Origin of the sequence: Blastomonas sp. (genome assembly GCF_046294995.1) — a bacterium.
Lineage (GTDB): Bacteria > Pseudomonadota > Alphaproteobacteria > Sphingomonadales > Sphingomonadaceae > Blastomonas.
The window spans coordinates 105,962-130,693 of record NZ_JBKBOG010000005.1; the positions used below are offsets into that span (position 1 = coordinate 105,962).

General features: G+C 66.9%; 19 protein-coding genes and 1 tRNA gene. 8 read left to right on the forward strand and 12 right to left on the reverse strand.

What is annotated here, in order from left to right:
- Nucleotides 1-97: 97 nt before the first annotated feature.
- Together ACK4R0_RS08500 and ACK4R0_RS08505 are read right to left on the reverse strand one after the other, a co-directional pair.
- Nucleotides 98-385, reverse strand: coding sequence for a hypothetical protein (locus ACK4R0_RS08500; protein ID WP_409673080.1), 288 nt, complete (start codon nt 383-385; stop codon nt 98-100).
- 80 nt (nt 386-465) lie between these two features.
- Nucleotides 466-1,863 carry a short-chain fatty acyl-CoA regulator family protein gene (locus ACK4R0_RS08505; RefSeq protein WP_409673083.1) on the reverse strand — a complete coding sequence of 466 codons (1,398 nt, stop codon included), beginning with the start codon at nt 1,861-1,863 and terminating at the stop codon, nt 466-468.
- A gap of 429 nt (nt 1,864-2,292) precedes the next feature.
- Between ACK4R0_RS08505 and ACK4R0_RS08510 the strand changes: the two genes are divergently transcribed.
- The 3 genes from ACK4R0_RS08510 (at nt 2,293) to ACK4R0_RS08520 (ending at nt 4,702) form a co-directional block, all read left to right on the forward strand.
- Nucleotides 2,293-2,658: a hypothetical protein gene (locus tag ACK4R0_RS08510; protein WP_409673086.1), complete on the forward strand. Its 366-nt coding sequence runs from the start codon at nt 2,293-2,295 to the stop codon at nt 2,656-2,658.
- A 158-nt stretch (nt 2,659-2,816) separates the two neighbouring features.
- Complete coding sequence (locus ACK4R0_RS08515) at nt 2,817-3,092, forward strand: HU family DNA-binding protein (protein WP_409673089.1); 276 nt, start codon at nt 2,817-2,819, stop codon at nt 3,090-3,092.
- A gap of 143 nt (nt 3,093-3,235) precedes the next feature.
- Nucleotides 3,236-4,702 (forward strand): helicase HerA domain-containing protein, encoded by a 1,467-nt coding sequence (locus ACK4R0_RS08520; RefSeq protein WP_409673091.1) that lies wholly within the window; start codon nt 3,236-3,238, stop codon nt 4,700-4,702.
- 138 nt (nt 4,703-4,840) lie between these two features.
- Here ACK4R0_RS08520 and ACK4R0_RS08525 read toward each other — a convergent pair whose 3' ends face one another.
- Nucleotides 4,841-6,169 carry a dihydroorotase gene (locus ACK4R0_RS08525; protein WP_409673094.1) on the reverse strand — a complete coding sequence of 443 codons (1,329 nt, stop codon included), beginning with the start codon at nt 6,167-6,169 and terminating at the stop codon, nt 4,841-4,843.
- A gap of 47 nt (nt 6,170-6,216) precedes the next feature.
- On the opposite strand from ACK4R0_RS08525, the gene ACK4R0_RS08530 reads away from it, so the two are divergent.
- The 3 genes from ACK4R0_RS08530 to ACK4R0_RS08540 all read left to right on the forward strand — a co-directional run bounded on the left by ACK4R0_RS08530 (nt 6,217) and on the right by ACK4R0_RS08540 (nt 7,834).
- On the forward strand, nt 6,217-6,954 hold the full coding sequence (locus ACK4R0_RS08530) for a YgfZ/GcvT domain-containing protein (protein ID WP_409673096.1): 738 nt from the start codon (nt 6,217-6,219) through the stop codon (nt 6,952-6,954).
- Nucleotides 6,955-7,025: 71 nt separating this feature from the next.
- Nucleotides 7,026-7,673, forward strand: a complete 648-nt coding sequence (locus ACK4R0_RS08535; RefSeq protein ID WP_409673099.1) for a TetR/AcrR family transcriptional regulator — start codon at nt 7,026-7,028, stop codon at nt 7,671-7,673.
- Nucleotides 7,674-7,759: 86 nt separating this feature from the next.
- Nucleotides 7,760-7,834 (forward strand) — tRNA-Val (locus tag ACK4R0_RS08540).
- 175 nt (nt 7,835-8,009) lie between these two features.
- Here the strand turns inward: ACK4R0_RS08540 and ACK4R0_RS08545 are convergent.
- From ACK4R0_RS08545 to ACK4R0_RS08585, 9 genes are all read right to left on the reverse strand, one after another.
- Nucleotides 8,010-8,963, reverse strand: a complete 954-nt coding sequence (locus ACK4R0_RS08545) for a DMT family transporter (protein WP_409673102.1) — start codon at nt 8,961-8,963, stop codon at nt 8,010-8,012.
- Nucleotides 8,963-9,979 carry a threonine aldolase family protein gene (locus ACK4R0_RS08550; RefSeq protein WP_409673104.1) on the reverse strand — a complete coding sequence of 339 codons (1,017 nt, stop codon included), beginning with the start codon at nt 9,977-9,979 and terminating at the stop codon, nt 8,963-8,965. The genes ACK4R0_RS08545 and ACK4R0_RS08550 overlap by 1 nt, the downstream gene beginning before the upstream one ends.
- A gap of 45 nt (nt 9,980-10,024) precedes the next feature.
- A complete protein-coding gene (locus tag ACK4R0_RS08555) occupies nt 10,025-11,770 on the reverse strand; it encodes a ShlB/FhaC/HecB family hemolysin secretion/activation protein (RefSeq protein WP_409673107.1) in 1,746 nt (581 codons plus the stop codon).
- Entirely contained in the window at nt 11,767-14,520 is a 2,754-nt protein-coding gene (locus ACK4R0_RS08560) for a filamentous hemagglutinin N-terminal domain-containing protein (protein ID WP_409673110.1), read from the reverse strand. The genes ACK4R0_RS08555 and ACK4R0_RS08560 overlap by 4 nt, the downstream gene beginning before the upstream one ends.
- Nucleotides 14,517-16,838 carry a CHAT domain-containing protein gene (locus tag ACK4R0_RS08565; protein ID WP_409673113.1) on the reverse strand — a complete coding sequence of 774 codons (2,322 nt, stop codon included), beginning with the start codon at nt 16,836-16,838 and terminating at the stop codon, nt 14,517-14,519. Before ACK4R0_RS08565 ends, ACK4R0_RS08560 begins: the two co-directional genes overlap by 4 nt.
- Before the next feature lie 84 nt (nt 16,839-16,922).
- Nucleotides 16,923-19,535, reverse strand: a complete 2,613-nt coding sequence (gene mutS, locus ACK4R0_RS08570; protein ID WP_409673116.1) for a DNA mismatch repair protein MutS — start codon at nt 19,533-19,535, stop codon at nt 16,923-16,925.
- Nucleotides 19,536-19,748: 213 nt separating this feature from the next.
- Nucleotides 19,749-21,371 (reverse strand): GMC family oxidoreductase, encoded by a 1,623-nt coding sequence (locus ACK4R0_RS08575; RefSeq protein ID WP_409673118.1) that lies wholly within the window; start codon nt 21,369-21,371, stop codon nt 19,749-19,751.
- A gap of 58 nt (nt 21,372-21,429) precedes the next feature.
- Complete coding sequence (locus tag ACK4R0_RS08580; protein ID WP_409673121.1) at nt 21,430-22,368, reverse strand: sterol desaturase family protein; 939 nt, start codon at nt 22,366-22,368, stop codon at nt 21,430-21,432.
- A gap of 10 nt (nt 22,369-22,378) precedes the next feature.
- Nucleotides 22,379-22,759, reverse strand: coding sequence for a hypothetical protein (locus ACK4R0_RS08585; RefSeq protein WP_409673124.1), 381 nt, complete (start codon nt 22,757-22,759; stop codon nt 22,379-22,381).
- A 165-nt stretch (nt 22,760-22,924) separates the two neighbouring features.
- Between ACK4R0_RS08585 and pheS the strand changes: the two genes are divergently transcribed.
- Complete coding sequence (gene pheS / locus ACK4R0_RS08590; RefSeq protein ID WP_409673126.1) at nt 22,925-24,016, forward strand: phenylalanine--tRNA ligase subunit alpha; 1,092 nt, start codon at nt 22,925-22,927, stop codon at nt 24,014-24,016.
- Nucleotides 24,013-24,732: YtpR family tRNA-binding protein (ytpR, locus tag ACK4R0_RS08595; RefSeq protein WP_409673129.1), on the forward strand; the 720-nt coding region annotated here is incomplete at its 3' end. The genes pheS and ytpR, both read left to right, overlap by 4 nt.

The window sequence follows — 24,732 nt, forward strand, 5'->3', positions numbered from 1 at the left end:
AAGTGTCAAAAGACTTTACGCCTTCCGACGCAAATCCGGCCCCTTGCGATACAAGGGGCCGGTAGAATTTCCTGCAGTGAAACGCGGTACTTCGGCTTTATTCGCCGATTTTCTGCGCGGCGTCCTGTGCGGCATCGCCGACCTGCTGCGCTGCTTCGCCAACCTGATTGGCGGCGCCTGCAACCGCATTGGTCCGCACTTCGCCCTGCTGCATGAACTGCCATGCGAAGAACCCGCCGACCACCAGCACCAGCAGCACGATTGCCATCATCATTCCCGATCCGCCGCCCGAGCGACGCTCGATGACGGTGGTGTGGGTCTGGGCCGGCGCCTGCGCGGCTGGCTGTTCGGTGACGACGGTTTCGGTATGGTCGGTAGGTGTCATGATTTTATCCCCAAACAACAAGTGTGTGGACCGCATACGTGCCGGATGTTCGCCGGTTCCGCTTGATACCGTCGCAGGAATCAGTCGGTGACGAAATCGAACGGGGTGATGCCGCGTTCGCGATCGTCGAATTTCAGCCGGATGCCGATGGGCGGCTTGGAGCGTTGCGGGCAATCGGCGCGCTTGCACATCGCGCAGCCCGGGCCGATGCGGGTCGCTCCCGCAGCGCTCAGGTCCATGCCGCGGGCATAGCTGAGCGTGGCGGCCTGATCGACCGATACGCCAAGACCGATGGCGAACTGCGCGGTGGTGCCGCCTGCGCCATAGCCCGCCGCCTGCACGCTGCGCGCCAGAGTGAACCAGCGGCTGCCATCTTCCAGCTCGACCAGTTGCACCTGCACCTGGCTGGGTCGCGAAAACGCCTGGTGCAGATGCCACAGCGGGCAGGTAACCTCGGTATCGGCAAGCGGCGCGCGATTGGCCCCGCCAAAGCGCTTGGACACCTGCCCCGCCCGGTCGATCCGCACCATGAAGAAACCGAGGCCACGCTGGCCGACGCGCTGCAGCGTGGTCAGCCGGTGCGCGACATGCTCGAACCCCGCGCCGAAGCGCCGCTGGAGCAGCAGCATGTCATAGCCCGATTGCTCGCACGCGCGCAGAAACCGGCCATAAGGCATCATCAGCGCGGCGGCGAAATAGCTGAAGATATGCCGCTGATACAGTCGCTCGGCGGTGCGATCGCCGAACTGCGCGCCTGCGACCAGCGCGTTGACATCGGCGCGATGCTCGAGCTGGCCGAGCAGATACGCCGCCTGGAAGGTGCGCGAGGCCATGTCGAGAATTTCCGACAATTGCAGCTGGCGGGCGTGCAGGTCCAGCCGCCGCAGACGGCCGGGCATCACGTTTTCGGGCAGGATGCGGATCGCGAGCTGGTGCTTGGTGCGCAGCCGCTCGGCAATCGCCGAATACAGATCGCCGCTTTGCAGCCGCAGCGCATCGGCAAGCTCTTCGGCGGCGTGGTCCAGATCGGCAAAATGGTTGCGCCAGCGTTCGATCTCGCTGCGCACCCTGGCCACCGGATCATCGACCGCGCCCGCCACGGTTCCTGCGCCCCCAATGCCCTGCACCCGGTCGAACAGCCGTGCGAACGCTGCGGCGGTGCCCGGGGAAGAGACCAGCCAGTCCTCGATCTCGCCCGGCTCAATCGCCAGGTCGGCAAATGCGGGGTCGGCAAGCCGCCGCCGCATCGGCCCCAGGCCACCGCCAGGCTCATCACCGGTCAGATCGCGCGGATCGACATCGAACCGCTCGGCCAGTGCCAGCATCAGCCGCGCGCTGACCGGGCGCAAATTGCGTTCGAGCAGATTGAGATAGCTGGGCGAAATATCCAGCCGCTCGGCCATCGCGGCCTGGGTGAGCCCCGCGTTGCGACGAAGGCGGCGCAGCGCAGGGCCTGCATGCAGAGAGGACTCGACCATGCCGCAGCGTGTAATATTCGTGACAGGATGACAAGTCATCTGCGCGAAATGGTCGTCACTTTCGCGCTTTTTCTGTCAATTTGTGATGCCCGCAGATCGCGCCGCCGCTAGGCAGTGGCTCAAGCTACGCGATGGCCGAACCGACAGCAGGAGAGGATGGGGGTGAGCGGGCAATCCCGCCACCCTCCCTTACCATGACCCGCCTGCCCCGCCCTTCCAGGGCGGGTAAGGTGATCGTCCATGACGTACCCGCCCCATTTGCCCGACCTTGCCCGGGCCCGAGCTTTCCTGGGGAGGAAAGACATGCCGCCGGTGGCCCTGCCATCGGCGGCATTTTCGTCTGCGCCCGCCAGTCGCTACGGACTGTTAACCGGGCAGTGCTATTGAGCGGTCCGTTTTACAATCTGGTCCGGGGGTTCAGGCAGGTTTATGCTGAAAGAGGTCATGCTGGGATCGGGCGGGATCATGCTGGCCGCGGCCATTTTTGCCTCGTCGGTCGCGCCGAAAGCCGAGCCTGCTGCCACCGCGCCGGTCGTGGCTCCGCCTGTGGTGGCCGCGCCGGTCGTCACCGCGCCCCGCCCGGCGATGATGTTTCCCGAAGAATCGGGTGATGTGGACTTCGGCGCACCGATGATCGAGACCTCGCCTCTCGATTCCGGGCCGATCGCGCCCGGGCCTGTCGAACCCGGCATCGACGGCGGCGCACCGGTTTTCGCAGCGCCCGACACCGCAGAGGCCAATGGCGGACGCCAGTTCAACGCCATCCCTGGACGTCCCTATCCCATCCCCCGTTGAACGTCCGCGAAGCCATTGACGGGGTCACTGTCGCCATTCGGTCTCATTTCCGATCAATCTCTGTCATTTTTGCAGCAATGCAGCGCAATCCCCGTGACGAGCGGGAAATCTGCCGCTAAACACCCGCAACCGAATCCCAATCGAGAAGGACTACACCGATGAACAATGCTGAACTTGCTGAGAAAATTGCCGCCGACCACAACCTCACCAAGGCCGATGCGCGCAAGCTGGTTGATGGCGTGTTCGCCGCGATCGCCGACGCGGCTGCTGCCGACGAAGAAGTCTCGATCAACGGCTTTGGCAAGTTCAAGGTAAAGTCGACCCCGGAGCGCGAAGGCCGCAACCCCGGTACCGGCGCGACCATCACCATCAAGGCATCCAAGAAGCTCGGCTTCACCCCCGCAAAGGCGGTGAAGGACAAGCTGAACGGCTAATCAGCCGGTTCACGCGTGTTTCACGCAAAACCCCGCCCTCACCGGCGGGGTTTTGTCGTTTATGGCCGATGCGATGCGGCTATCCCCAGCCGCCTTGCCGGTGCGGTTGCAACTGCCCCGCCATGGCGATAGGGCCTTGAGCCGTGGGCGCATCGATCGACATTGGCCGGGATGAGACAGGGCAGCCTGTCTGCATCGACATGGAAGAGCTGCTGGCGACGCGGCTGCTGGTCCAGGGCAATTCCGGGTCGGGCAAGTCGCATCTGCTGCGCAGGCTGCTCGAAGAGAGCGCAGGTCTCGTCCAGCAGGTGATCATCGATCCCGAGGGCGATTTCGTCACCCTGGCCGATGCCTATTCGCACATCGTCATCGATGCTGGCGACTATAACGAGCGCGAGATCGCCCGCATCGGCGCGCGCATCCGCGAACACCGCGCCTCGGTGATCCTCAACCTCGAACAGCTCGAACTCGAAGCCCAGATGACCTGTGCGGCGGCATTCCTCAATGCGATGTTCGATGCGCCGCGCGAGCACTGGTATCCGGCGCTGGTGGTGGTCGACGAGGCGCAGATGTTCGCGCCTTCGGTCGCCGGCGACGTGCCCGACCCGGTGCGCCGCGCCAGCCTCAGCGCGATGACCAACCTGATGTGCCGCGGCCGCAAGCGCGGCCTTGCCGGCGCGATCGCGACCCAGCGCCTGGCCAAGCTCGCCAAGAACGTCGCGGCGGAGGCCAGCAACTTCCTGATGGGGCGGACCTTTCTCGACATCGACATGGCGCGCGCCGCCGATCTGCTGGGGATGGAACGCCGCCAGGCCGAGCGTATCCGCGATCTGGCGCGCGGCTGCTTCCTGGGGCTGGGCCCGGCGATCTCGCGCCGCCCGGTCGCGATCCGCATCGGTGCGACCCAGACCGCGACCCGCATGGGCACCCATACGCTGCTGCCGATGCCCGAGGCGGGAGCCGAAGATCTTCGCGACCGGCTGTTTGCCGATGACGGCAACGCCATGCCGCCGCCCCCGCCCATGCGCCCGGTTCCGATCGCGGCGGACGAACTGATCAGCTCGATCGAGCCTGCACCGATGGCTGCGCAGCCTGCGATCTTTGCCGCGCGCCAGGAGGCCGAGGATGCCGCCGACGCGATCGATGCCGAGACGGTGATCGTGGCGGTGCTGCGCGACATGCTCGCCGAAGCCAGCGCCTCCACCCAGCCCGATGCGCTGCTGTATCAGGATTTCTCGGTGCGCTGCCGGATGCAGCGGCTGGTGCGCGCGCCGCTCGATCTGGAAGGCTTTCGCCAGCGGCTGGCGCTGGCGCGCGGCGGGGTGTTCGATCCTGCCGACCCCGCCTGGGCACCCGCGATCGATGCCGCCGCGCGGTTGCCGCAGGACATGTATGCGCCGTTTCTATTGATCGCGCGCGCGGCGATGGAGGGGCAGCCCTGCCCCGACGACGCGGCGCTGGGCCGGGCGTATGGCACCAGCTCCCCGGGGCGGATCAAGCGGCTGATCGATTACATGGAAAAGCAGGGCGTGATCGTGGTGCGCGCCGATTTCGGCGGTCGGCGATCGGTGGGGATTCCCGAGCTGGGGCTGAGCACCGGGGTGGAGTAATGGCCGCCGGGTTGGCAGAGGACGAAAAACCCTCTGCCCCAATCATCGTCACCCCCGCGAACGCGGGGGTCCCGCTTCTTCCGCTACGCCGCCGCAAAAGCGGGATTCCCGCGTGCGCGGGAATGACGAAAAGTTAGGTCAGAACTCGGTCGCCTCGAAGCGCACCGGCTCGCCGACCGCGCTGCCGACCAGCGTGTCCTCCCACATCACCCGGTGACCTCGGATGATCGTGCCGATCGGCTTGCCGGTCAGCTCCATCCCGCTGAACGGGCTCCAGCCGCAGCGCGATTCGAGCCAGTCCTGCGTCACCGTCCACTTTTTCTTGAGGTCGACGATGGTGAAATCGGCGTCATAGCCCGCCGCGATCCGGCCCTTGCCGACCAGCCCGAAGATGCGCTGCGCGCCCGCCGAGGTCAGATCGATCAACCGCTGCATCGACAGCCGCCCGTGGTGCATGTGGTCGAGCAGCAACGGCAGCAAAGTCTGCACCCCGGGCATGCCGCTGGGGCTGTCGGGATAGGTCTTCGACTTTTCCTCGATGGTGTGCGGCGCGTGGTCGGAGCCGATGACATCGGGCACGCCCTGCGCCAGCCAGCGCCAGAGGCCATCGCGGTGCGCGCCGCTGCGGATCGGCGGGTTCATCTGCGCATAGGTGCCCAGCCTGGGATACGCCTCTTCGCCTGCCAGCGTCAGGTGCTGCGGCGTGACCTCACAGGTCGCGATGTCCTTGTGCTGCGCGATCAGTTCAAGCTCGGCCGGCGTCGTGATGTGCAGGATGTGGATGCGGCGCCTAGCTTCGCGTGCCAGCTTCAAGATGCGCCGCGTCGCGAGCATCGCGCTTTCGTCATCGCGCCACACAGGGTGCGACGAAGGATCGCCGGTGACGCGCAGGTCGGCGCGCTCGTTCATCCGGAACTCGTCCTCGGCGTGGATCGCGACGCGGCGCTTGCCGCTGGCGAGCACGCGGGCGAGCGCATTATCATCGGCCACCAGCAGGTCGCCGGTCGATGCCCCCATGAAGATCTTGACGCCTGCGGTGCCGGGAATGCGCTCGAGCTCGGCGAGTTCGGGCGCGTTGGCGCAGGTCGCGCCGACATAGAACGCATGGTCGCACCACATCCGGTGATGCGCACGCGCCAGCTTGTCGGCGACCCGCTCTGCGGTATCGGTGTTGGGCTTGGTGTTGGGCATCTCGAACACCGCGGTCACCCCGCCCAGGACGGCGGCACGGCTGCCCGATTCGAGGTCTTCCTTGTGCTCGAGCCCCGGTTCGCGGAAATGGACCTGGCTGTCGATTACGCCCGGCAGCACATGCAGCCCGGTGCAGTCGATCACCTGGCCGGCATCGGCGGCAAACGCACCGATCGCGGCGATCTTGCCATCGATCACGCCGATATCGGCAGCGACCGGTCCTCCAGGCAGATATACGGTGCCGTTCTTGATGATAAGGTCGAAGCTGCCTGTCATGTCCGTCTCCGCTTGATTAGTTGCGGTTGATACGCATGTAGTCGTCTATGTCCAGCCATAGCACATTGACGCACCGCGCGCTCATCCGCCTATCCCCCCTCGACCCCGCAGAAGATGTGCGCAGCTTTCTGCAGGGGCTGGTGACGCAGGACATGCGCCTGGTGCTGCCCGGCGCTCCGCAATATGGCGCGTTGCTGAGCGCGCAGGGCAAGACATTGTTCGACTTCCTGCTGTGGGACGACGACGCGGATGTCCTGATCGATTGCGCAGCCGATGCGGCGGGCGACCTCGCCAAAAGGCTGACGCTCTATCGCCTGCGCCGCAAGATCGGCATCGCGCGCGAAGAGGCTCTGTCGGTCCACTGGTCGCCCGATCCGGTCGAGGGCGCTTCGCCCGATCCGCGACTGGCGGCGCTGGGCTGGCGCTGGCTGGCGCCGGCATCGGGCGATCAGGGTGCGGACGCGCAATGGCGCGCACACCGGCTGGCGCTGGGCGTGCCCGAGGGCGCGAGCGAATTGGGCGATATCCTCTGGCTGGAGACCAACGCGGTCGAGCTTAACGGGGTGAGCTTCGACAAGGGCTGCTATGTCGGCCAGGAGAACACCGCGCGGATGAACTGGCGGCAGAAGGTCAACCGCCGCATCGTCGTGCTGCCGATCACGCAGGCCGACCCGAAGCGGCAGAAGGTGGCTTACGAGGCGCTGGCGGTATCGGTCGAGCATCGCCGCATCGAGGATCTGGCCACGCTCGATCTGCCCGATTGGCAGCGCGCCGCCATCACCTGAAGCAACATTTGATAATATGGGAATTTTATCGTATAACCGCCTTATCCCCATAAGTCAGTCAGGCTGATATCATGTCTCGCCCTCTCAATGATCACGACGCCATCCGCACCCAGTTGATGGATGCCGCCGAAGAGATGGTGAAGGCGCGCGGCGCGATAAACCTCTCGCTGAGCGAGGTCGCTGCGGCCTGCGGAATGTCGCAATCGAACTTCTATCGCTATTTCGCCTCGAAGGAGGCTTTCTTCGAGGCCATTGCCGGGCGCTGGTTCGAGGAACTCGACCAGATCATGGAAGAGGTCGTCGCCTCCGATTTGCCCCCGCGCGAGAAACTGTTTCAGTTCTTCGCGCGCCGCGTCGCGGTCAAGCGCGCGCGGTTCGAAGCCGATCCCAATCTCTTCCGTGCGAACATGGATCTGGGCGAGGAGCATTGGGAGGTCATCCGCGGCTATGTCGACCTTGCCGACCACTACATGGCGGTGGTGCTGGGCGAGGCGATGAGCGAGGGCTATTTCGCGGGCTATGACCTCGACCGTGTGGTCGCGATCACCAACCTGATGGTCCAGCCCTTCTGCAACCCGTTCGTGATGATGGACATGATGCGGACCGCGACGCCGGACAATCTGCGGATCGTGATCAACACGCTGTTCGACGGGTTGGGCATGAAGCAGGCGGCGGGCGCCGAGCCGGCCAATGTCACGCCGCTCCGCGCGATTTCCTGACCGAGCCCACCCCTTGCCAAGCCGCAAAGCTTCTGGCAATGGGGCGCTCCGCACGAGGCCGCCGCAACCGGCAGAGCCAAAAAAGCGGGCGCGTAGCTCAGTGGTAGAGCACACCCTTCACACGGGTGGGGTCGCAGGTTCAATCCCTGCCGCGCCCACCATCTTTTCAATGACTTAGAAGAGATGGTGGCGGTTTCCATGAAAACTCCCCCCAACTTCCCGCAGCATGGTATATCCAACTGAACCGCGCCGCAGCGCTGCAGCGCAGGCTTCGCGCGAAGCGCTAAGGATCGGTTCAGTACGCTGGGGGAGATGGGCGTCTGCCCTTGAGCAGCCTCACCCCGTCAGCCTCGGCGTTCTGGGTGCGCGTGATCGCATCGCGATGACGAGGCCGATCATCCCCAGCGCCGCGCCGCCTGCGGCGAGCAGGCTCCAGCGATAGCCTTCGAAGGCGGTGGACAGCGCCATCGCCACCACCGGGACCAGCACGCTGGTATAGGCCGCGCGCGCCGCGCCGATGTTGCGGATCAGCGCGAAATACATCGGGAAGGTGACCACCGAGCCGAGCAGCCCCAGATAGACGATGCCACCCAGATACGCAGGCCGCATCTCGATCACCGGTGCGCCATAAAGCGCCCAGGCCAGCGCCGCATTGCCCAGCGCGCCCCACAGCATCGCCCAGGCGAGCAAGGACAGGATCGGCATGCTGCGCACCCGCTGGGCCGACTGCATCACATTGGCGATCGAAGCCGAGAGGATGGCGCACAAGGCAAGGCCAAGCCCGGTCATCACGTCGCCAAGGTCTGCAGGCATGGCGCGATATTCCTGCACGAACAGCAAGGCTATGCCCGCCAGCGCCACCGCCGTGCCCAGGATGAAGCCGCCCGCGATCCGTTGGCCCAGGAACACCCGCGACAGGATCGCGTTGGGCACCATCAGCATCGCGAACAGCACCGCCAGCAGCCCCGAAGTGATGTACATCTCAGACCGGTAGACGAAGTTGAAGTTGGCGGAGAACTGGAACACCCCCAGCGCCAGCGCGATCAGCTGGCCCTGGCGGCCCAGCTTGAGCGGTGCCCCGCGCCACCACGCCAGCGCGAACATGCCGATCGCCGCGACGGCGAAGCGGTAGGTGACCGACCAGGTCGGCGGAACGGAAGACACCTGGTCCTTGATCACCAGCCAGGTCGAGCCCCAGATCAGCGAGACCACCAGGAACGGCACCAGCACGCGCGCCGAGAGCACCGAGGGTTCGTCGTGCGTCTCTGGCGTGGCGGCTGCGGTCGCCATTACAGCGCGGCGATCACAGCGGCCAGCGGCGCGACGGCATCGGCATCCTGGTCCCAGGCGGTGACGAAGCGCGCCTCGCCGCCCTCTGCGGTCATCTCGCCCCAGTCGTAGAACTCGAAACCCTGCGCGCGCAGCGATTCGGCTTCGGCAGCGGTCAGCCGCACGAACACCTCGTTCGCCTCGACCGGATAAAGCAGCCGCTCGCCCGCCGCCTGCGCGATCGCCTGCGCGCCGGCATTGGCGGCAGCGCCGTTGGTCAGCCACAGGTCATCCTCGAGCATCGCCAGCAACTGCGCGGCAAGGAACCGGCCCTTGGATTGCAGCTGCCCGGCGCGTTTGCGCAAGTATGGCAGTTCGCGCGCCAGCGCCGGCTCGAAGACGATGATCGCCTCGGCATTCATGCCGCCGTTCTTGACGCAGCCGAAGCTCAATATGTCGACGCCCGCGCGCCAGGTGATGTCGGCCGGATGCGCGCCGGTGCTGGCCACGGCATTGGCAAAGCGCGCGCCGTCCATGTGCAGCTTGAGGCCGCGCGCCTTGCACATGTCGCCGATCGCCGAGACCTCCTTGGGGGTATAGACCAGCCCGTATTCGCTGGCATTGGTGATCGAAACGCACGCGGGCTGGACCTGATGCACATCGTCGCGGATGTTGCCTGCGACCCTTGCGATCTCTTCGGCGGTCAGCTTGGCGCCCTCGCCCTCGGCGAGGATCAGTTTGGCGCCGTGCATGAAGAAGCCCGGCGCGCCGCACTCGTCCTGCTCGATATGCGCCATCTTGTGGCAGATCACGCCCTTGTGCGGCGGGCACAGCGCAGACAATGCCAGTGCATTGGCTGCGGTGCCCGTTGCCACCCACAATGCGCTCACCCGCGTGCCGAAGACCTGGCTGAACCGGTCGTCGAGCATCTGGCTCAGCGCATCGCCATCATAAGGCGAATCGAGATGGTTGGCCGCGATGATCGCACCCATCACGCGCGGATGGACCGCAGCGGCGTTGTCGGAAAAGAACTTCATGGCTGGCTCTGGTAATGGTCCGCCATCGAAGGTCAAGCGCCAGCCCTAAAACTGCCGGTTCCATCCGATCGCAAACGACAGGCCATCGTCCTGGATATCGCGGCTGCCGGTGACGGGGGCGTTGATCAGCGCATGGCCATAGATCACGCGCGCGCTGAGCGATGGCGACGGGGTCCAGGCGAGCGCCGCGCCGATGCTGGCGAGCTCGCCGGGCACGGGTTGGAACGCGCGCGCCGCGTTGCGGGCAATGGCGCCATCGGCGAACACCGACGGCGTGAAGCTGCCCCAGCGCAACCCCAGAGGGCCTGTAGCGCCGGTTCCCAGTACCAAGGGCCGCGCGACCTCGACCGATCCTGTGACCCCCCGGTCGGCGAGCAGCAGGCTCTCGCGATAGCCGCGCACGCTCTGGCTGCCGCCCGCGACGAAGCGCTCGCCCGCATAAAGTGCGCCTTCGCCATATTGTCCGGCAAGCCTGGCGCGCAGCTCGAAGCCGCTGCCGCCCAGCCGCCGGGCGTGGCTGACCTGGCCCGACCAGCTGCGAAAACGCGGCGACGGCGCGACGATGCCGATGACGTCCGACCGGCTGCCCTCGATCCCCTGGGTGAAGCGCGCTTGTGCGATCCACACCGTCGACGCGCTGCGCCGCGTCCAATCCGCACCCAGCCGCAGCGCGGTGTATTCCGCAAGCCCGCGCACCGAGCCGGGACTGAACGAGAACGGCTCGCCGAGCAGGAAGGTGCGGGTCTCGCGGTGGATGACGCCCGCGCGCACCATTACTGACTGCGCGCTTACCTCGGGCTGGCCGTCGATCGAGGCGGGCGTCAGCGGCCGCTGCCAGACGGTAAGCCCGAAGCCGCCCTCGGCGAACCAGTCGCGCGCGCGGATATTGAGGTTGCGCAGCGGCGCATCGACCACCGCCGCGCGGTTGTAGCCGCCGCGCAGGTCGATCGTCATCGCGGGGTGGATGAACGGGGCGGAATAATCCGCCAATATGTCGGGCCGCCCGGCGGTCAGGCCACCATCGACCGCGATCCGGTCGCCGGGCATCAGCGCGTTGCGCACCGCCAGCCCGGCACCGGCGCGCCAGGCACCGACCGCGGGCGAGCGGCTGTTGGCGATGCTCGCCTGCACCGCAAAGCGCGGTGCCGGATCGACCAGCAGCGTCAGCTGTGCCTCGCCGGGCCGGGTGCCAGGCTGCAGATCGGCCTTGACCGTGGCGATCGCTCCATCGGCGGCAAGGCCGCGGAAATCGCGCTCGATATCAAGGCCGTTGAGCGGCAGCGCGCGCACCGAGGGCATCCGCGCCAGCACATAGCCCTCGCTCAGCCCCCGCCGGTGGCCATCCTGCCATTCGACCGCAACGCCAGGCTCGGCCAGCCGGCCGGCGATCAGCCGCAGCACCAGGGTTGAACCGTTGCCGGCCGCATCGGTCGCAGGGTCGATCAGCACGCCCGAATTGACATAGCCGTTGCGGACATAAGCGAGGCTGATCTGCTGGACGGCGGCTGCGATGCGGTCGAGCGGCACCGGTGTCGCGACAAGCCCGTTGGCGATGGCCTGCTGGCGAACCCATTGCCCATCGAGCCTGTCCCCCTTGCGATAGCGCACGACGAAACCGCCATAGTCGAGGCTGTCGCTGTCGGCCGTCGCGATGGCGATCACGTCGGGCTCGGCGTGCACCTCAACCTCGCAAAAGGTCACGACTCCCGCATTGGCAACCACCGGCGCGGGCGCGCACGGCAGGGCTGCGGGTTGCACGGCCTGCAGCACAAACGCCAGTGCGAGGCTCAACGGCATCCTCCGGCGACAGACGCCTCGCCGCCCTCGATCGCCAGCGGACCGACCGCATCGATCGCAAGGCGGCTGACCGAGCCGCTGCTGCGCGCCGCGCGGCATTGGCCCGCGAGCACGCCTGCGGCATCGCCAAAGCTGATATCGGGGGTATCGATGCCGCTGCTGACGTTGCCGACCTGGCTGTCGACCACCAGATCGCCATCGACCAGCAACAGGTTGCTGTTATCGGCCGATCGGATGAAGAAATCGGTGGCGAGCTGCACGTTGGCGCCGCGCTGCTGCCCCAGCGCCTCGATCCGCCCGCCATCGGCGATCAGCGCATAAGGGCGGCTGATCATGATACGCCCGCCGGTGCCAGGACCCGACGAGGTGGCGATGGCCGCCGGATCCGCCCCTCCAGCCAGCCGCAATATGCCAGTATCAGGCAGCATCAGATCGATCTGCCCCGCTGCGCCCGCCAGCGAGCTGGTGGTGATCACCCCGCCCGGTCCCAAAGTGATGCGCGGCGCGGACACCAGGATATTGCCCGCCGCACCGCCGGGTCCGCCAGCGGTGTTGGTGCTCGCCACCCGGCTGCCTGCGCCGGTGATGGTGATGCTCTCTTGCGCCACCAGCCCGATGCCGCCTGCGGTGGTGGCATTGGCCGAGCCGGTGGTGACCTCCGCGCCGCCCTCCAACGCGATCTGGCGCGCGATCAGCACCACGGTGCCCGCTTGGCCCGGCGCAAGGCCGCCCGCATCCGAGCTGATCCGGCTGCCCTGGCCAAGCAGGATGCGATCGGCGGCGACGGTGACCGCGCCGGCACCGCCGAAGCCCTGGGTGGCGGTCGAGATGCTGCCGCCGGCCATCGTCAGCGTGTCGGCCACCGCCAGCGTGATGGTACCCGCGCGCCCCGGGCCCGGCACCATCGTCAAGGTCGGAATCAGGTCAGGATCGGCCTCGAAGTCCTCTTCCGAGGGCGGAACCAGCAGGACTTGGGCGGCAGACGTGATTTCGGCCTCCCCCGACATCGTTATCCGGCCTGCGACGATACCGATGTCCCCGGCATTGCCCAGGCTCGAGCTGGAGGTCGATATGGTGCTGCGACCGATCATCTCGAGTGCATCGGTGATGATCGATATGCGGCCCGCAGATCCGGTATAGTCGCTCAGCCGGGTGAATTCCTGCGCGCGCGGCAATTCGGTTTCCGACGATATCTTCGGCCCGCCCATGTCGTCGATCATCCGCAAGGTGCCTGCCCGGATGGTGATCGCGCCGGCATCGCCTAGCCCCTGGCTCAACGACTGGATGCCGCCGAAACCGGTCAACTCGAGTAGCCCGCGCACGGTGATGTCGATCGGGCCCGCCGCAGTCGAGCTGGCCGTGCCGGTGGATATCAGCCCCACGCCGATCGCCATGGTTTCGGCGCGGATGGTGATGCTGCCCGGGCCCGATGCGGTGCTCGACTGGCTCTGCGCCAGAATCAGCCCGGTGGTGTCGATCTCGATGCGGCCTGCGTCGATGACGATGTTGCCCGTCGTCCCGGTCGGCATCGTATCGCCGCTCGCCTGGAACAACGTGGTCGACAGCGAGCCGATATCGGTGATCCGCAACAGCCCGGCGCGCACGGTGATATCACCCACCGACCGGCCCGGCGCGGATATGCCCGTGGCGGTCACGGTGCCGCCTTCGATATGGATGAAGTCGCTGTCCAGCATGATGGTTCCGCCGCCGCCTGCGAGCATCGATTCGGTGCGGATCGCACTCCGGTCGCGGACGAAAAGCTCGCCGGTGCGGATACGGATGTCGCCGCCGCGCTCGTCGAGCCCATCGATGCCGCTGACGCGCAGTTCGCCGCTCACCAGATCGAGCACGTCGGCGGAGATGTCGATCGCGGGGCGATCGGCGGCACGCGCGGTCACCCCGATCTCGCTGAAAGAATCGAGGCTGATCCGCCCTGCCGCGAGCGCGGCATGGCCATCGGAATCGATCCGGATGCGGCTGTCGTCGAGTGTGATCGCCCCGCCGCGCAATCCCTCCAGCCCGGAGGCGCTCAGCGTCACACTCCCTTTCCCCTGCCCCACGGCGCGCGCATCGAAGCTGCTGGCCAGCAGGCTGATGCCGAACATCGCTATGTCGCCGGCGCTGAGCGTCAGCCTCCCGGCTGCGATACCGCGCGCCACGCCATCGCCCAGGCCTCCGGTGGCCTGCACCAGGATCGGCTGGTTGTTGCCGAGAAAGCCGAACCGAGCAGGCTCCGCCATGCTGAAGGTCGATCCCGAGGCGGTGCCGCTGACCAGCACGCTGCCATCGGCAAAGCCGAGCTGGTGCGCGGTCGAGAAGTGCGCGGTGCCGCCGACATCGACCGACGCGCCGTCGCCAAAGACGATGCCAGCCGGGTTGATGAAGAAGAAATCGGCTCCCGGTATCGCGCTTCCATCGATCGTACCGCCGATGAACGAGCGCTCGCCGCCGGTGACGCGGTTGATGACGTTGCGGATGGTCAGCGCATCACTCGCGGTCCAGCGCGCGATGTCGCCTTCTGCCAGGTTGAACCTAGAAAAGCTGTGGAACAGGTTGCTGCCGCTGCGCAGACCGCCATCGATCGTGGTGACCGCGCCGTCGGTGACAGCGCTCGTACCGGTCGACAATGCCGGCAGCGTATCGGGGTTGATCGCGGTCGGGGTGCTGAACGCTTCCTGAGCCGCCAGCGGCCCGGATTGCAGAACCAGCGCGAGCGCCAGCGTGGCGCCACGGATCGGCTTCATCGCCAGCTCCCCACCATCGTGAACGCGCTCCAGATGCCGGGGTCGGCCCATTGCCCATCGGCACCGCGCGCCAGATCGATCTGCGCCAGCTGCAGCGCGCGGGCGCGGCCCACGCCGGCGCGATAATGGGTGTAGAACGCTTCCATCAGCGCTGCGGTGCCTGCATCGTTGACCTCCCACAGCGACGCCAGCGCGCTCGCCGCACCGGCCTCAACCGCCGCGCCCGCCAGCCCCATCGCCTGGTCGTCATCGCCCACGGCGGTCTCGCAGGCGCTGAGCACCAGCAGCTGGAGCGCTTCGCCGCGCAACTGGTTGGCGCTCAGCATCGCGCGCAGTTCGGGAAGCGTGATCGCCTCGTTGTTGGCAACGATGAACGAGCGCGCGGTGCGGCCGTTGAACGCGGCATGGGTGGCCAGATGCAGCACGCTCGCGGGACGCCGGGCGAGCGCGCCTGCGAGCGATGCGCGGTTGAAATCGGCGAGCAGAACGCCATCGCGCCCCGCCGCCATCCTGGCCTCGGCTGCGGTCCCTTCGAGCCGCGAGAAGCGCCCGACGGGCAGATCCATCTCCTTCTCGAGCGAGGCGGCGATGATCGAGGGATCGGAATCGCGGGTGCCGGGCGCTGCGAAGCTGAGCGCAGGAACCACCGCGAGCTGCACCTGCTCCATCAGGAAAGTGCCTTGGGCATCCATCAGCGCGGCGAAACTGATCTGGCGCAAGGGTCCATCGGGGACGATCACCAGCGTACCGCCCGGTCGCAGCCGATCGGCGATCGGGGCGATCAAAACCGCATGCAGCGCGCGCGATGCCGCCTCCCAATCGTCGCTCTCGCCGCTCAGCGATGTCGTCATCGCTTGCGCGAGCGCGGCGATGGTCGCGCGGTTGATGCTGCGGTCGGGCGGCATCCGGCGATAGCCTAAGCCCTTGTCGTCGCCGGTCGCATAGAGCAGTTCGACCCGGTCCTCGAGCAGCAGCGGATAGAGCAGGATCTCGCCCGGCTGGAGGTCTGCGGAGGTTACCGGATTGCGCAGCGGCACGCATTCGGCGCCAAGTGCGTTTTGCAGTTCGGCCGAGCGATAGGCTTCGGCGATGCGCTGCGCCTGCCCCAACGTCGCGGCATCATCGCCGGCATTGGTCAGCGTCGTGCCGATCGCGCGCTCGAACACTGGCCGCACCACCAGATCGAAACGGCTTTCTTCGGTCAGCGGATCGACCGGCATCAGCACGCTGCGCACCCGCTCGAGCGCGCGATAGGCGGCCAGCACATGCGCGCTGGCCCGTCCGGGCTCGGCATCGGCGAGCAGCAACAGATACTGCGGCAGGTTCTGCGGCAGCGGCTTCTGGCTTTCCAGGAACACCGCCCGGCGCAGCAGCGCCCGGGCATTGCCCGCATCGTCCTGCGCCAGCGCGATGCGGCCCTGGAGCGCAGCGAGGGTGGCAGCATCACCAACCCCGGCTGCAACCATATCGGCATAGCGCGCGACAGCGCCACCAACAAAATCGGTTGGACATTGCCCCGCATCGCATGCGAGCATCAGCAGCGCCCGCTGCAGCGCGGCGCTCTCGGACCGATCGGCCACCCGGCTGGCAGCATCCAGCCCCTGCGACAGATGCGCCATGTCGCCGGCCTTGCGGGCATTCTGCAGCCGCCCCAGCCGCAATGCCGAAAGCGCGGTCAACCGGGCATCGCCCGCCAGAGCCGCGCGGCCCAATGCGCAGGCGAACGCGGCTTCGAGCCTGCGCCCAGCCGTCAGCGCGGGAGCGGCGGCAGCAGCGCAACCGGCAACAGCCTCACCTTCGCCCGGCCGCGCCGTCGTGCCGCTACGCCGCCGGACCCCCGACGTGCTGGGCGGCGCGCCACCGGCCTGCGCCAGCGCGGCCTCCCACGCGGCGCGTGCAGCGAGCGGTGCGTCTCCGGCCCGATCGGCCAGAACCAGCGCGGTGCGCAGAAAGTCCTGCGCGCGCGACTGGCTGCCGGAACGCGCCCGGCGCATCGCCTCGCCTGCGACCAGGCAGTATTCGGCAAGCTGTCGGATATCGGCTGGCGCTGGATCGGTGCTGGCATCGGCCAGCGGGCTGGCGACCGGCGCGAGCAGCACCGCGAGCGCCGCATCTGCGCCATCCTCGCCGCCGCGCAGCAGCGCGCGGGCCTTGTCCGATTGGCCGGGCGGCAGCGCCACCGTGGCAGGCGTTGCAGGCGCGGCGGCCTCGCACAAGGCGATCACCGGCGGCAGCGCGGTTCCCGGCGAAGGGGCAGGCGCAGGCACCCCGGCGCTGCCCAGCGCCACCGCCATCACCCCTATGTGCAAGATCGCCATTGCCCCGGATACCCCTCAACACGCTGTTGAATACCCGGTTTTACAAATCGAGAGAACGGCAAAAATACGTGCGGATCAAAGGCGTTATTCGCCCAGCAGTCCCTTGAGCCTGTACAGTTCCTCCAGCGCGTCGCGCGGGCTGAGGTTGTCGACATCAAGGCTGCCCAGCGCCTCGCGCAGCGCGTCCTTGGCCTCGGGCTCCTTGGCCATGGCAGCCGCGAACAACGGCAGATCATCGAGCCCCGCCGCCAGCCCGCCGGTCGCCTGCCGCCCCGCCTCGAGCTTGGCCAGCACCGCCTTGGCGCGGGCGACCACCACCGGTGGAACGCCCGCCAGCTTGGCGACGGCAAGCCCATAGCTTCGGTCCGCCGGACCATCGGCGAGTTCGTGCAGCAGCACCAGATCGCCCTTCCATTCGCGCGCGCGGACATGGTGCAGCGACAGCGCATCGAGCCGGTCAGTGAGCCGCGTGAGCTCATGATAGTGCGTCGCAAACAGGCAGCGGCAGCGGTTGGTGTCGTGCACCGCCTCGGCAATCGCCCAAGCAAGCGCGAGCCCGTCATAGGTCGAGGTGCCGCGCCCTACCTCGTCGAGGATCACGAACGAGCGTTCGGTCGCCTGGGACAGGATCGCAGCGGTCTCGACCATCTCGACCATGAAGGTCGAGCGTCCCCGCGCCAGATTGTCCGATGCACCCACGCGGCTGAACAATCGGTCGACGATCCCGATCCGCGCCGACTTGGCGGGCACGAATGCGCCGGCCTGCGCGAGCAGCACGATCAGCGCGGTCTGGCGCAGGAAAGTCGACTTGCCGCCCATGTTGGGACCCGAAACCAGCCACAGCCGATCGCTCTCTGACAGCGAACAGTCATTGGCGACGAACGCCTGCCCCTGTTTGCGCAGCGCCGCTTCAACCACCGGATGGCGCCCGGCCTCGATCGCGATACACGGCTCGTCGGTCAGTTCCGCGCAGGTATAATCGCCCTCGGCCGCCATTGCGGCGTGTCCTGCCGCGACATCGACCCGGGCGAGTGCAGCGGCGGTGCGGGCGATGCGATCGCGCGCGGCGACGACCTCTTCGCATAGCCCTTCAAAATGCGCTTCCTCGGCCGCAAGCGCATGGCCGCCCGATTGCGCGATCCGCATCGCCTCATCATGCAGCGCGGGCGAGTTGAACCGCACCGCGCCCGCCATCGTCTGGCGATGGGCAAAGCCGCTATCGGGCTTCATCAGCGCATCGGCGCGCGCCGCAGGCACCTCGATGAAATAGCCGAGCACCGCATTGTGCCGGATCTTGAGCGCCTGCACCCCGGTCTGCGCCTTGTAGTCGGCCTCGAGCGCGGCGATCGCGCGGCGTGCATTGCCCGAGGTATCGCGCAGGGCATCGAGCGCGGCATCGTATCCGCGCGCGATATAGCCCCCCTGGTTGCGTTCGGTCGGCGGGCTTTCGACCAGTGCGCGCTGCATATGCTCGACCAGCGCGCCATGGCCCTGCATGTCGGGCAGCAGCGCCTTGAGCAGATCGGGCAGGTCATCGCCGCGCGCCAGCCGCTCTCGTAAAGATCGCGCCGCGCTCAGACCATCGCGCAGCTGGCCCAGATCGCGCGGGCTCCCACGCCCCGCGACCACCCTGCCCAGCGCGCGCGCCAGATCGGGGATCGCCTTCAAGGCATCGCGCACGCTGTCGCGGCGCAGCGAATCCTCATGGAACCACTGCACCAGCCCCAGCCGCTCGCGGATCGCGGCGATATCGGTCAGCGGCGCGCCCAGATCGCTGGCGAGCAGCCGCGCGCCTGCGCCGGTCACCGTCCGATCGATCGCGTGGATCAGCGATCCGGCACGGCCGCCCTGCTGGCTGGTGAGGATTTCCAGACTTTCGCGCGTCGCCGCATCGACCGCCATATGCGAAGCGACCTCGTGCCGGCGCGGCGGGGCGAGGAAAGGCATATTGCCCCGCGAGACATGCTCGAGATAGGCCATCAATCCGCCGGCTGCTGCGAGCTCGGCGCGGCTGAAATTGCCGAAGCCGTCGAGCGTCGCCACGCCGAAATGCGCCTTGAGCCGCTTCTCGCCTTCGATGCTGCTGAACGCGCCCGCAGGCCGCAATATGGCATCGTCGGTGAAGGGGTCGGCGCGGTCCGACTGGATGAGCTCGCTGGCAGAGAGCCGCGCGATCTCGGCGGAGAGATCGGCCTCGCTCGCCTGCATCAGCTCGAACCTGCCGGTCGAGATGTCGCACATCGCCAGGCCATAGCCGCCCTCGGCGCTGGCGAGCGCGACCAGCCGGTTTTCGGTGCGCGAATCAAGCAACGATTCCTCGGTTAGCGTGCCTGCGGTGACGAAGCGGACGATCGCGCGTGCGACCAGAGCCTTCGACCCGGCGCGCGCCTTGGCCTGTGCCGGGCTCTCGGTCTGCTCGGCGATGGCGACGCGGTGTCCCGCCTTGATCAGCTTTGCAAGATAGCCCTCCGCGCTGTGCACCGGCACCCCGCACATCGGGATCGGATCGCCGCCATGCGCGCCGCGCGAGGTCAGCGCGATATCAAGCGTGGCAGCGGCGGCCTTGGCATCATCGAAGAACAATTCGAAGAAATCGCCCATCCGGTAGAACAACAGGCAATCGGGCGCCTCCGCCTTGAGCGCAAGATATTGCGCCATCATCGGCGTGGGGGCGCTGTCGGAGGGGGGCTGGCTCATCCGGCTTCAGTTAGCCGAGGGTGCCCCAGGGTGGAAGGGCGGAGTGCTGTTAAAAATCCTCCCCCAGCTTGCTGGGGGAGGGGGACCGCCCGCGCAGCGGGTGGTGGAGGGGTAGCGATGCCATACTACCCGCAATCCACGCACTATCCCGCTTCCCCTCCACCATCCTTCGGATGGTCCCCCTCCCCGAGACAAGCTCGGGGAGGATTTAATTCAAGCCGCCGCCATCACGCCCACCCGCATGTCTTCCGCCACAAACGCGGCGCAGCGTTCGCCGATCATGATGCTCGGCGCGTTGGTGTTGCCGCTGACGATCTTGGGCATCACGCTGGCATCGGCGACATACAGCCCTTCGACCCCGCGCAGCTTGAGCCTGGGATCGACCACGCTGCCCTCGTCCGATCCCATGCGGCATGTGCCGACCGGGTGGTAGACGGTGTCGGCGCGGTTGCGGATCAGCGCGTCGAGCGCGTCGTCGTCGCGCAGGTCGACCGGGTGGCGATCGACCGGTTCGTAATCCGACATCGGCGCGGTCTCGAAGATGCGGTGCATGAAGCGCACCCCGGCGCGCAGCACCGCCATGTCGCGCTCGTCGGCGAGGAAGTTCGGGTCGATCCGCGGAGGGGCCTTGGGGTCGGCGCTGTTCAGCGTCACCGTGCCCTTGCTTTCCGGCCGCAGCACGCAGGCGTGGCACGAAAAGCCGTGGCCCTTGACGTTCTCGCGGCCATGGTCCTCGAGCACCGCAGGCACGAAATGGAACTGGACATCGGGCGCTGGCGCATCGGGCATCACTTTCCAGAAGCCGCCGGCTTCTGCCCAGCAGGTGGTGAGGATGCCGGTGCGGGTGCGGCGGTGCTGCAGCACCGCGCGCGCCATGCGCATGGTGCCGGCAAGCGAACTGCCGAAGCTGTGGTTGGACTTGGTGGCAAAGCCCGAGACGTAATCGATATGGTCCTGCAGGTTCGCGCCCACTTCGGCACGGTCGACGATCACCGGAACGCCGTTTTCCTTGAGCATGCCGCCCGGACCGATGCCTGAAAGCTGGAGGATCTGCGGCGATCCGAACGCGCCCGCCGAAAGGACAACGGCAAAGCGTGCGAACACCTGCACCACCTTGCCTGCGCGTTCGAACTCGACCCCGCGCGCGCGACCGTTCTCGACGATGATCCGGCGCACCAGGGCGTGGGTGCGGATGTCGAGGTTCTTGCGGCCCGCAGCAGGCTCCAGATACGCGCGCGCCGCGCTCCAGCGCTCGCCGTTCTTCTGCGTGGTCTGGTAGATGCCGAAGCCGTCCTGTTTGGCGCCGTTGAAATCATTGTTGACCGGCAGCTGCAGCCTGCGCGCCGCCTCGACAAAAGCGTGGCTTCCGGGGTTGGCCCATTTCTGATCGACCACCGACAGCGGCCCATCGGCGCCGTGGTGCGCGTCGAACTCCTTCGACGAGCCTGCGCGGTCATTGCCTTCGGAGCGGCGGAACCAGGGCAGCACGTCGTCATAGGACCAGCCGGTCGCGCCCAGAGTTTCCCAGTTGTCGTAATCCCATTTGTTGCCGCGGATATAGACCATCGCGTTGATCGCCGAAGATCCACCCAGCCCGCGCCCGCGCGGCTGATAGCCGGTGCGGCCGTTGAGGCCCGGCTGGGGAACGGTGTCGAACTTCCAGTTGGTGTTGGCGGGCAGGAACGGCATGAACCCCGGGGTCTTGACCCGCACCCCGTTGTTACGCCCGCCTGCCTCGATCAGGCAGACCGACAGGCTGGCGTCCTCGCTCAGCCGTCCGGCGACCGCGCACCCGGCAGACCCGCCACCGATGACGATGATATCGTATTCGTTCATGCTCTCTCCTCATGGGCTCGTTTGTGATGGCCCTGTTGATTCAACTCATTCGGCGCATTCATTCAGCAGGCGTCAGGCTCCCGTCGGGATAAGGCTGCGCTGCCGGGCGCACCGGCTGGCGCGCGGCCCAGGCCGCCTTGATCGAATCGCTGGTCTCGCGGCTGCCATCGTGGCTCCAGCCGGGCGGACGGAGCAGATAGCCCAGCTTGTTGCGCAAGCCCGGCGCGCTCCACATGTCGCGGGCGATGCCGACCCACTCGTGAAACGCAGCCCACAGCAGGTTGAAGCTGCCGAGCTGCTTGACGATGCCATACTGGATGCGGACATCGTCGCGCTCGGGAACGAAGGTGCCGAACATCTTGTCCCAGACGATGAACACACCGGCATAATTCGAATCGAGATAGCCCGGGTTGATCGCGTGGTGGACGCGGTGGTGCGAGGGCGAGTTCATCACCGCCTCGAACCAGCGCGGCAGCCTTTTCACCGCCTCGGTGTGGATCCAGAACTGGTAGATCAGGTTGAGCCCACCGCAGAACGCCACCATCAGCGGGTGGAAACCCAGCCAGAACATCGGCAAGCCGATCAGCAGCCCTGGGGTGAAAAAGCCGGTCCAGGTCTGCCGCAGCGCGGTAGAGAGGTTATAATGCTGGCTGGAATGGTGGATAACATGCGCCGCCCACATCCAGCGGACGCGGTGGCCCAGCCGGTGCGACCAGTAATAGGCGAAATCGTCGAAGAGGAAGGCGATGGGCCAGGCCCACCAGACCCAGCCGATATCGAAGATGCGGTGTTCATAGACCTGGAACGCGATCAGCAGCGCAAGCCCGCCGGTCAGCGCGCCCGCGACCGTGCTGCCGAGGCCCAGCGCCAGCGATGTCAGCGTGTCGCGCGGCTCATAGGCTCTGCGGTCGCGCCGCCGCACCCACCATATCTCGACCAGCATCAACAGCACGAATGCCGGAATCGCAAGCTCGGTCGGGTTAGGCAGATCGGGCATGAGCGCCTGCTTACATCATTGTCAGCAGCTTGTCTGCATCCTGTTTCGACAGCGCGAATGAAACATGTCCGAAGCGCGGGTCACCGGTCTCGACCTTCCACCCCGCGTTGCACCGGTGCGCGCGCAACGGCTTGTGCAGCACCCTTCCGGCGCAGTGCGCACCGTGGCGCTTCAGAATGACCACGCGCCCGTCCGACCCTTCCACCAGCGCCGCTTCGCCATCGCTCGACATCAGCACCGGCCCGGCCTCGAAGCCTGCGACCTGCTCTTCGGCGATCCGCGCGGCATCCTCGGCGTCGCCGATCCGGTTCTCGCCCAGCTGCAGCAGCCAGACCAGTCCCGCGACCGCAAGAATGGCAGCCAGCGACGCGAACAGCAGCATCAGGTTCATCGGCGGTCGTCCCCGTTTCGGCCGGTTCTTTGCCCGGTCCTGAGGCGATGATAGCACCGCACGCGCCATAATGAAAACCATGCGAAACACCGGCAGGGGTTGATTTGTGAACGGCGCCGTGACTACGGCTCGCGCACGGAATTTCACAAATGGGAAAATCGGACCGTGGCCGACGTTGAGCAGTTACAGCAGGACTATCTGGGGCAGATCGCCAGCGCCGATCTGGCGGGTCTGGAAGAGATCCGGATTGCCGCTTTGGGCAAGCAGGGCGCGATCTCGGGGCTGCTCAAGACGCTTGGCCAGATGAGCGCCGAGGAGCGGCAGGCGCAAGGCCCGCGGATCAATGGCGCGCGCGAGGCGGTGACCGCTGCGATTACCGCGCGCAAGGACGCGCTGGAGAGCGAAGTCTTGAACGCGCGGCTCGCTGCTGAAGCGATCGACCTGACGCTGCCCGCGCCTGCCAGCCCGCAAGGATCGGTGCACCCGGTTTCGCAAGTGATGGACGAACTCGCCGAAATCTTCGCTGACCTGGGCTTCGCCGTCGCCACCGGGCCCGAGATCGAATCGGGCTGGTACAACTTCACCGCGCTCAACATGCCCGAGACTCACCCGGCGCGGGCGATGCACGACACCTTCTACTTCCCCGATCGCAATGGAGCGGGCGAGGAGATGCTGCTGCGCACCCACACATCGCCGGTGCAGATCCGCACGATGATGGCGCAGAAGCCGCCGATCCGCATCATCGCGCCGGGCCGCACCTATCGCAGCGATTCGGACGCGACCCACACGCCGATGTTCCATCAGGTGGAGGGGCTGGTGATCGACAAGGGCATCACCATGGCGCACCTCAAATGGACGCTGGAGACCTTCGTGAAGGCGTTCTTCGAGCGCGACGACATCGTGCTGCGGCTGCGGCCGAGCTATTTCCCGTTCACCGAGCCCTCGGCCGAGGTCGATGTCGGCTTCACGGTTGAAAAGGGCAAGCGCGTGATCGGCGGCGATCCGACTGGACCGAACGGCGGCTGGATGGAGATCCTGGGCAGCGGCATGGTCAACCCCAAGGTGATCGAACATTGCGGGCTTGATCCCGACGAGTGGCAGGGCTTTGCCTTCGGCTGCGGCATCGACCGGCTGGCGATGCTCAAATACGGCATGGACGACCTGCGCGCGTTCTTCGACGGCGATCTGCGCTGGCTCAAGCATTACGGCTTCTCGTCGCTCGATGTCCCCACTTTGAGCGGAGGAGTCGGCGCATGAAGTTCACGCTAAGCTGGCTCAAAGAGCATCTCGAAACCGATGCTTCGCTGACCGAAATCACCGACCGGCTGACCGCAATCGGACTGGAACTCGAAGGCGTGGAGAACCCCGCCGACGGGCTGCGTCCGTTCAAGGTTGCGCGCGTCATCGAGGCAGGCCCGCACCCGAATGCGGACAAGCTACGGCTGCTCAAGGTCGACGATGGCTCGGGCACGCCCTGGCAGGTCGTCTGCGGCGCGCCCAATGCGCGTCTGGGCCTCGTCGGGGTGTTCGGCCCTCCCGGGACCTATGTCCCCGGCCCCGCCTTCACATTGAAGCCCGCCAAGATCCGCGATGTCGAGAGCTTCGGAATGATGTGTTCGTATCGCGAGCTCGAGATGGGCGAGGATCACGACGGCATCATCGAATTGCCCGATGACGCGCCGGTCGGCACCAGCTTTGCCGATTATGCAGGGCTCGACGATCCGGTCATCGACGTCTCGGTCACCCCCAACAAGCAGGACTGCATGGGCGTTCGCGGAATCGCGCGCGATCTTGCGGCCTCGGGGATAGGGACTCTTCTCCCTCTCCCCCATGGGGGAGAGGGTCGGGGAGAGGGGGACGCGCCTGACCTCGCACTGTCTTCCAGGGGGCCCCCCCCCCACACCCCCCCCCACCGCGGGGGGGGCTGGGTCGTGGGCCCCGCAGGGCCCGCCCGCGGCAACCGACGGCGCCAG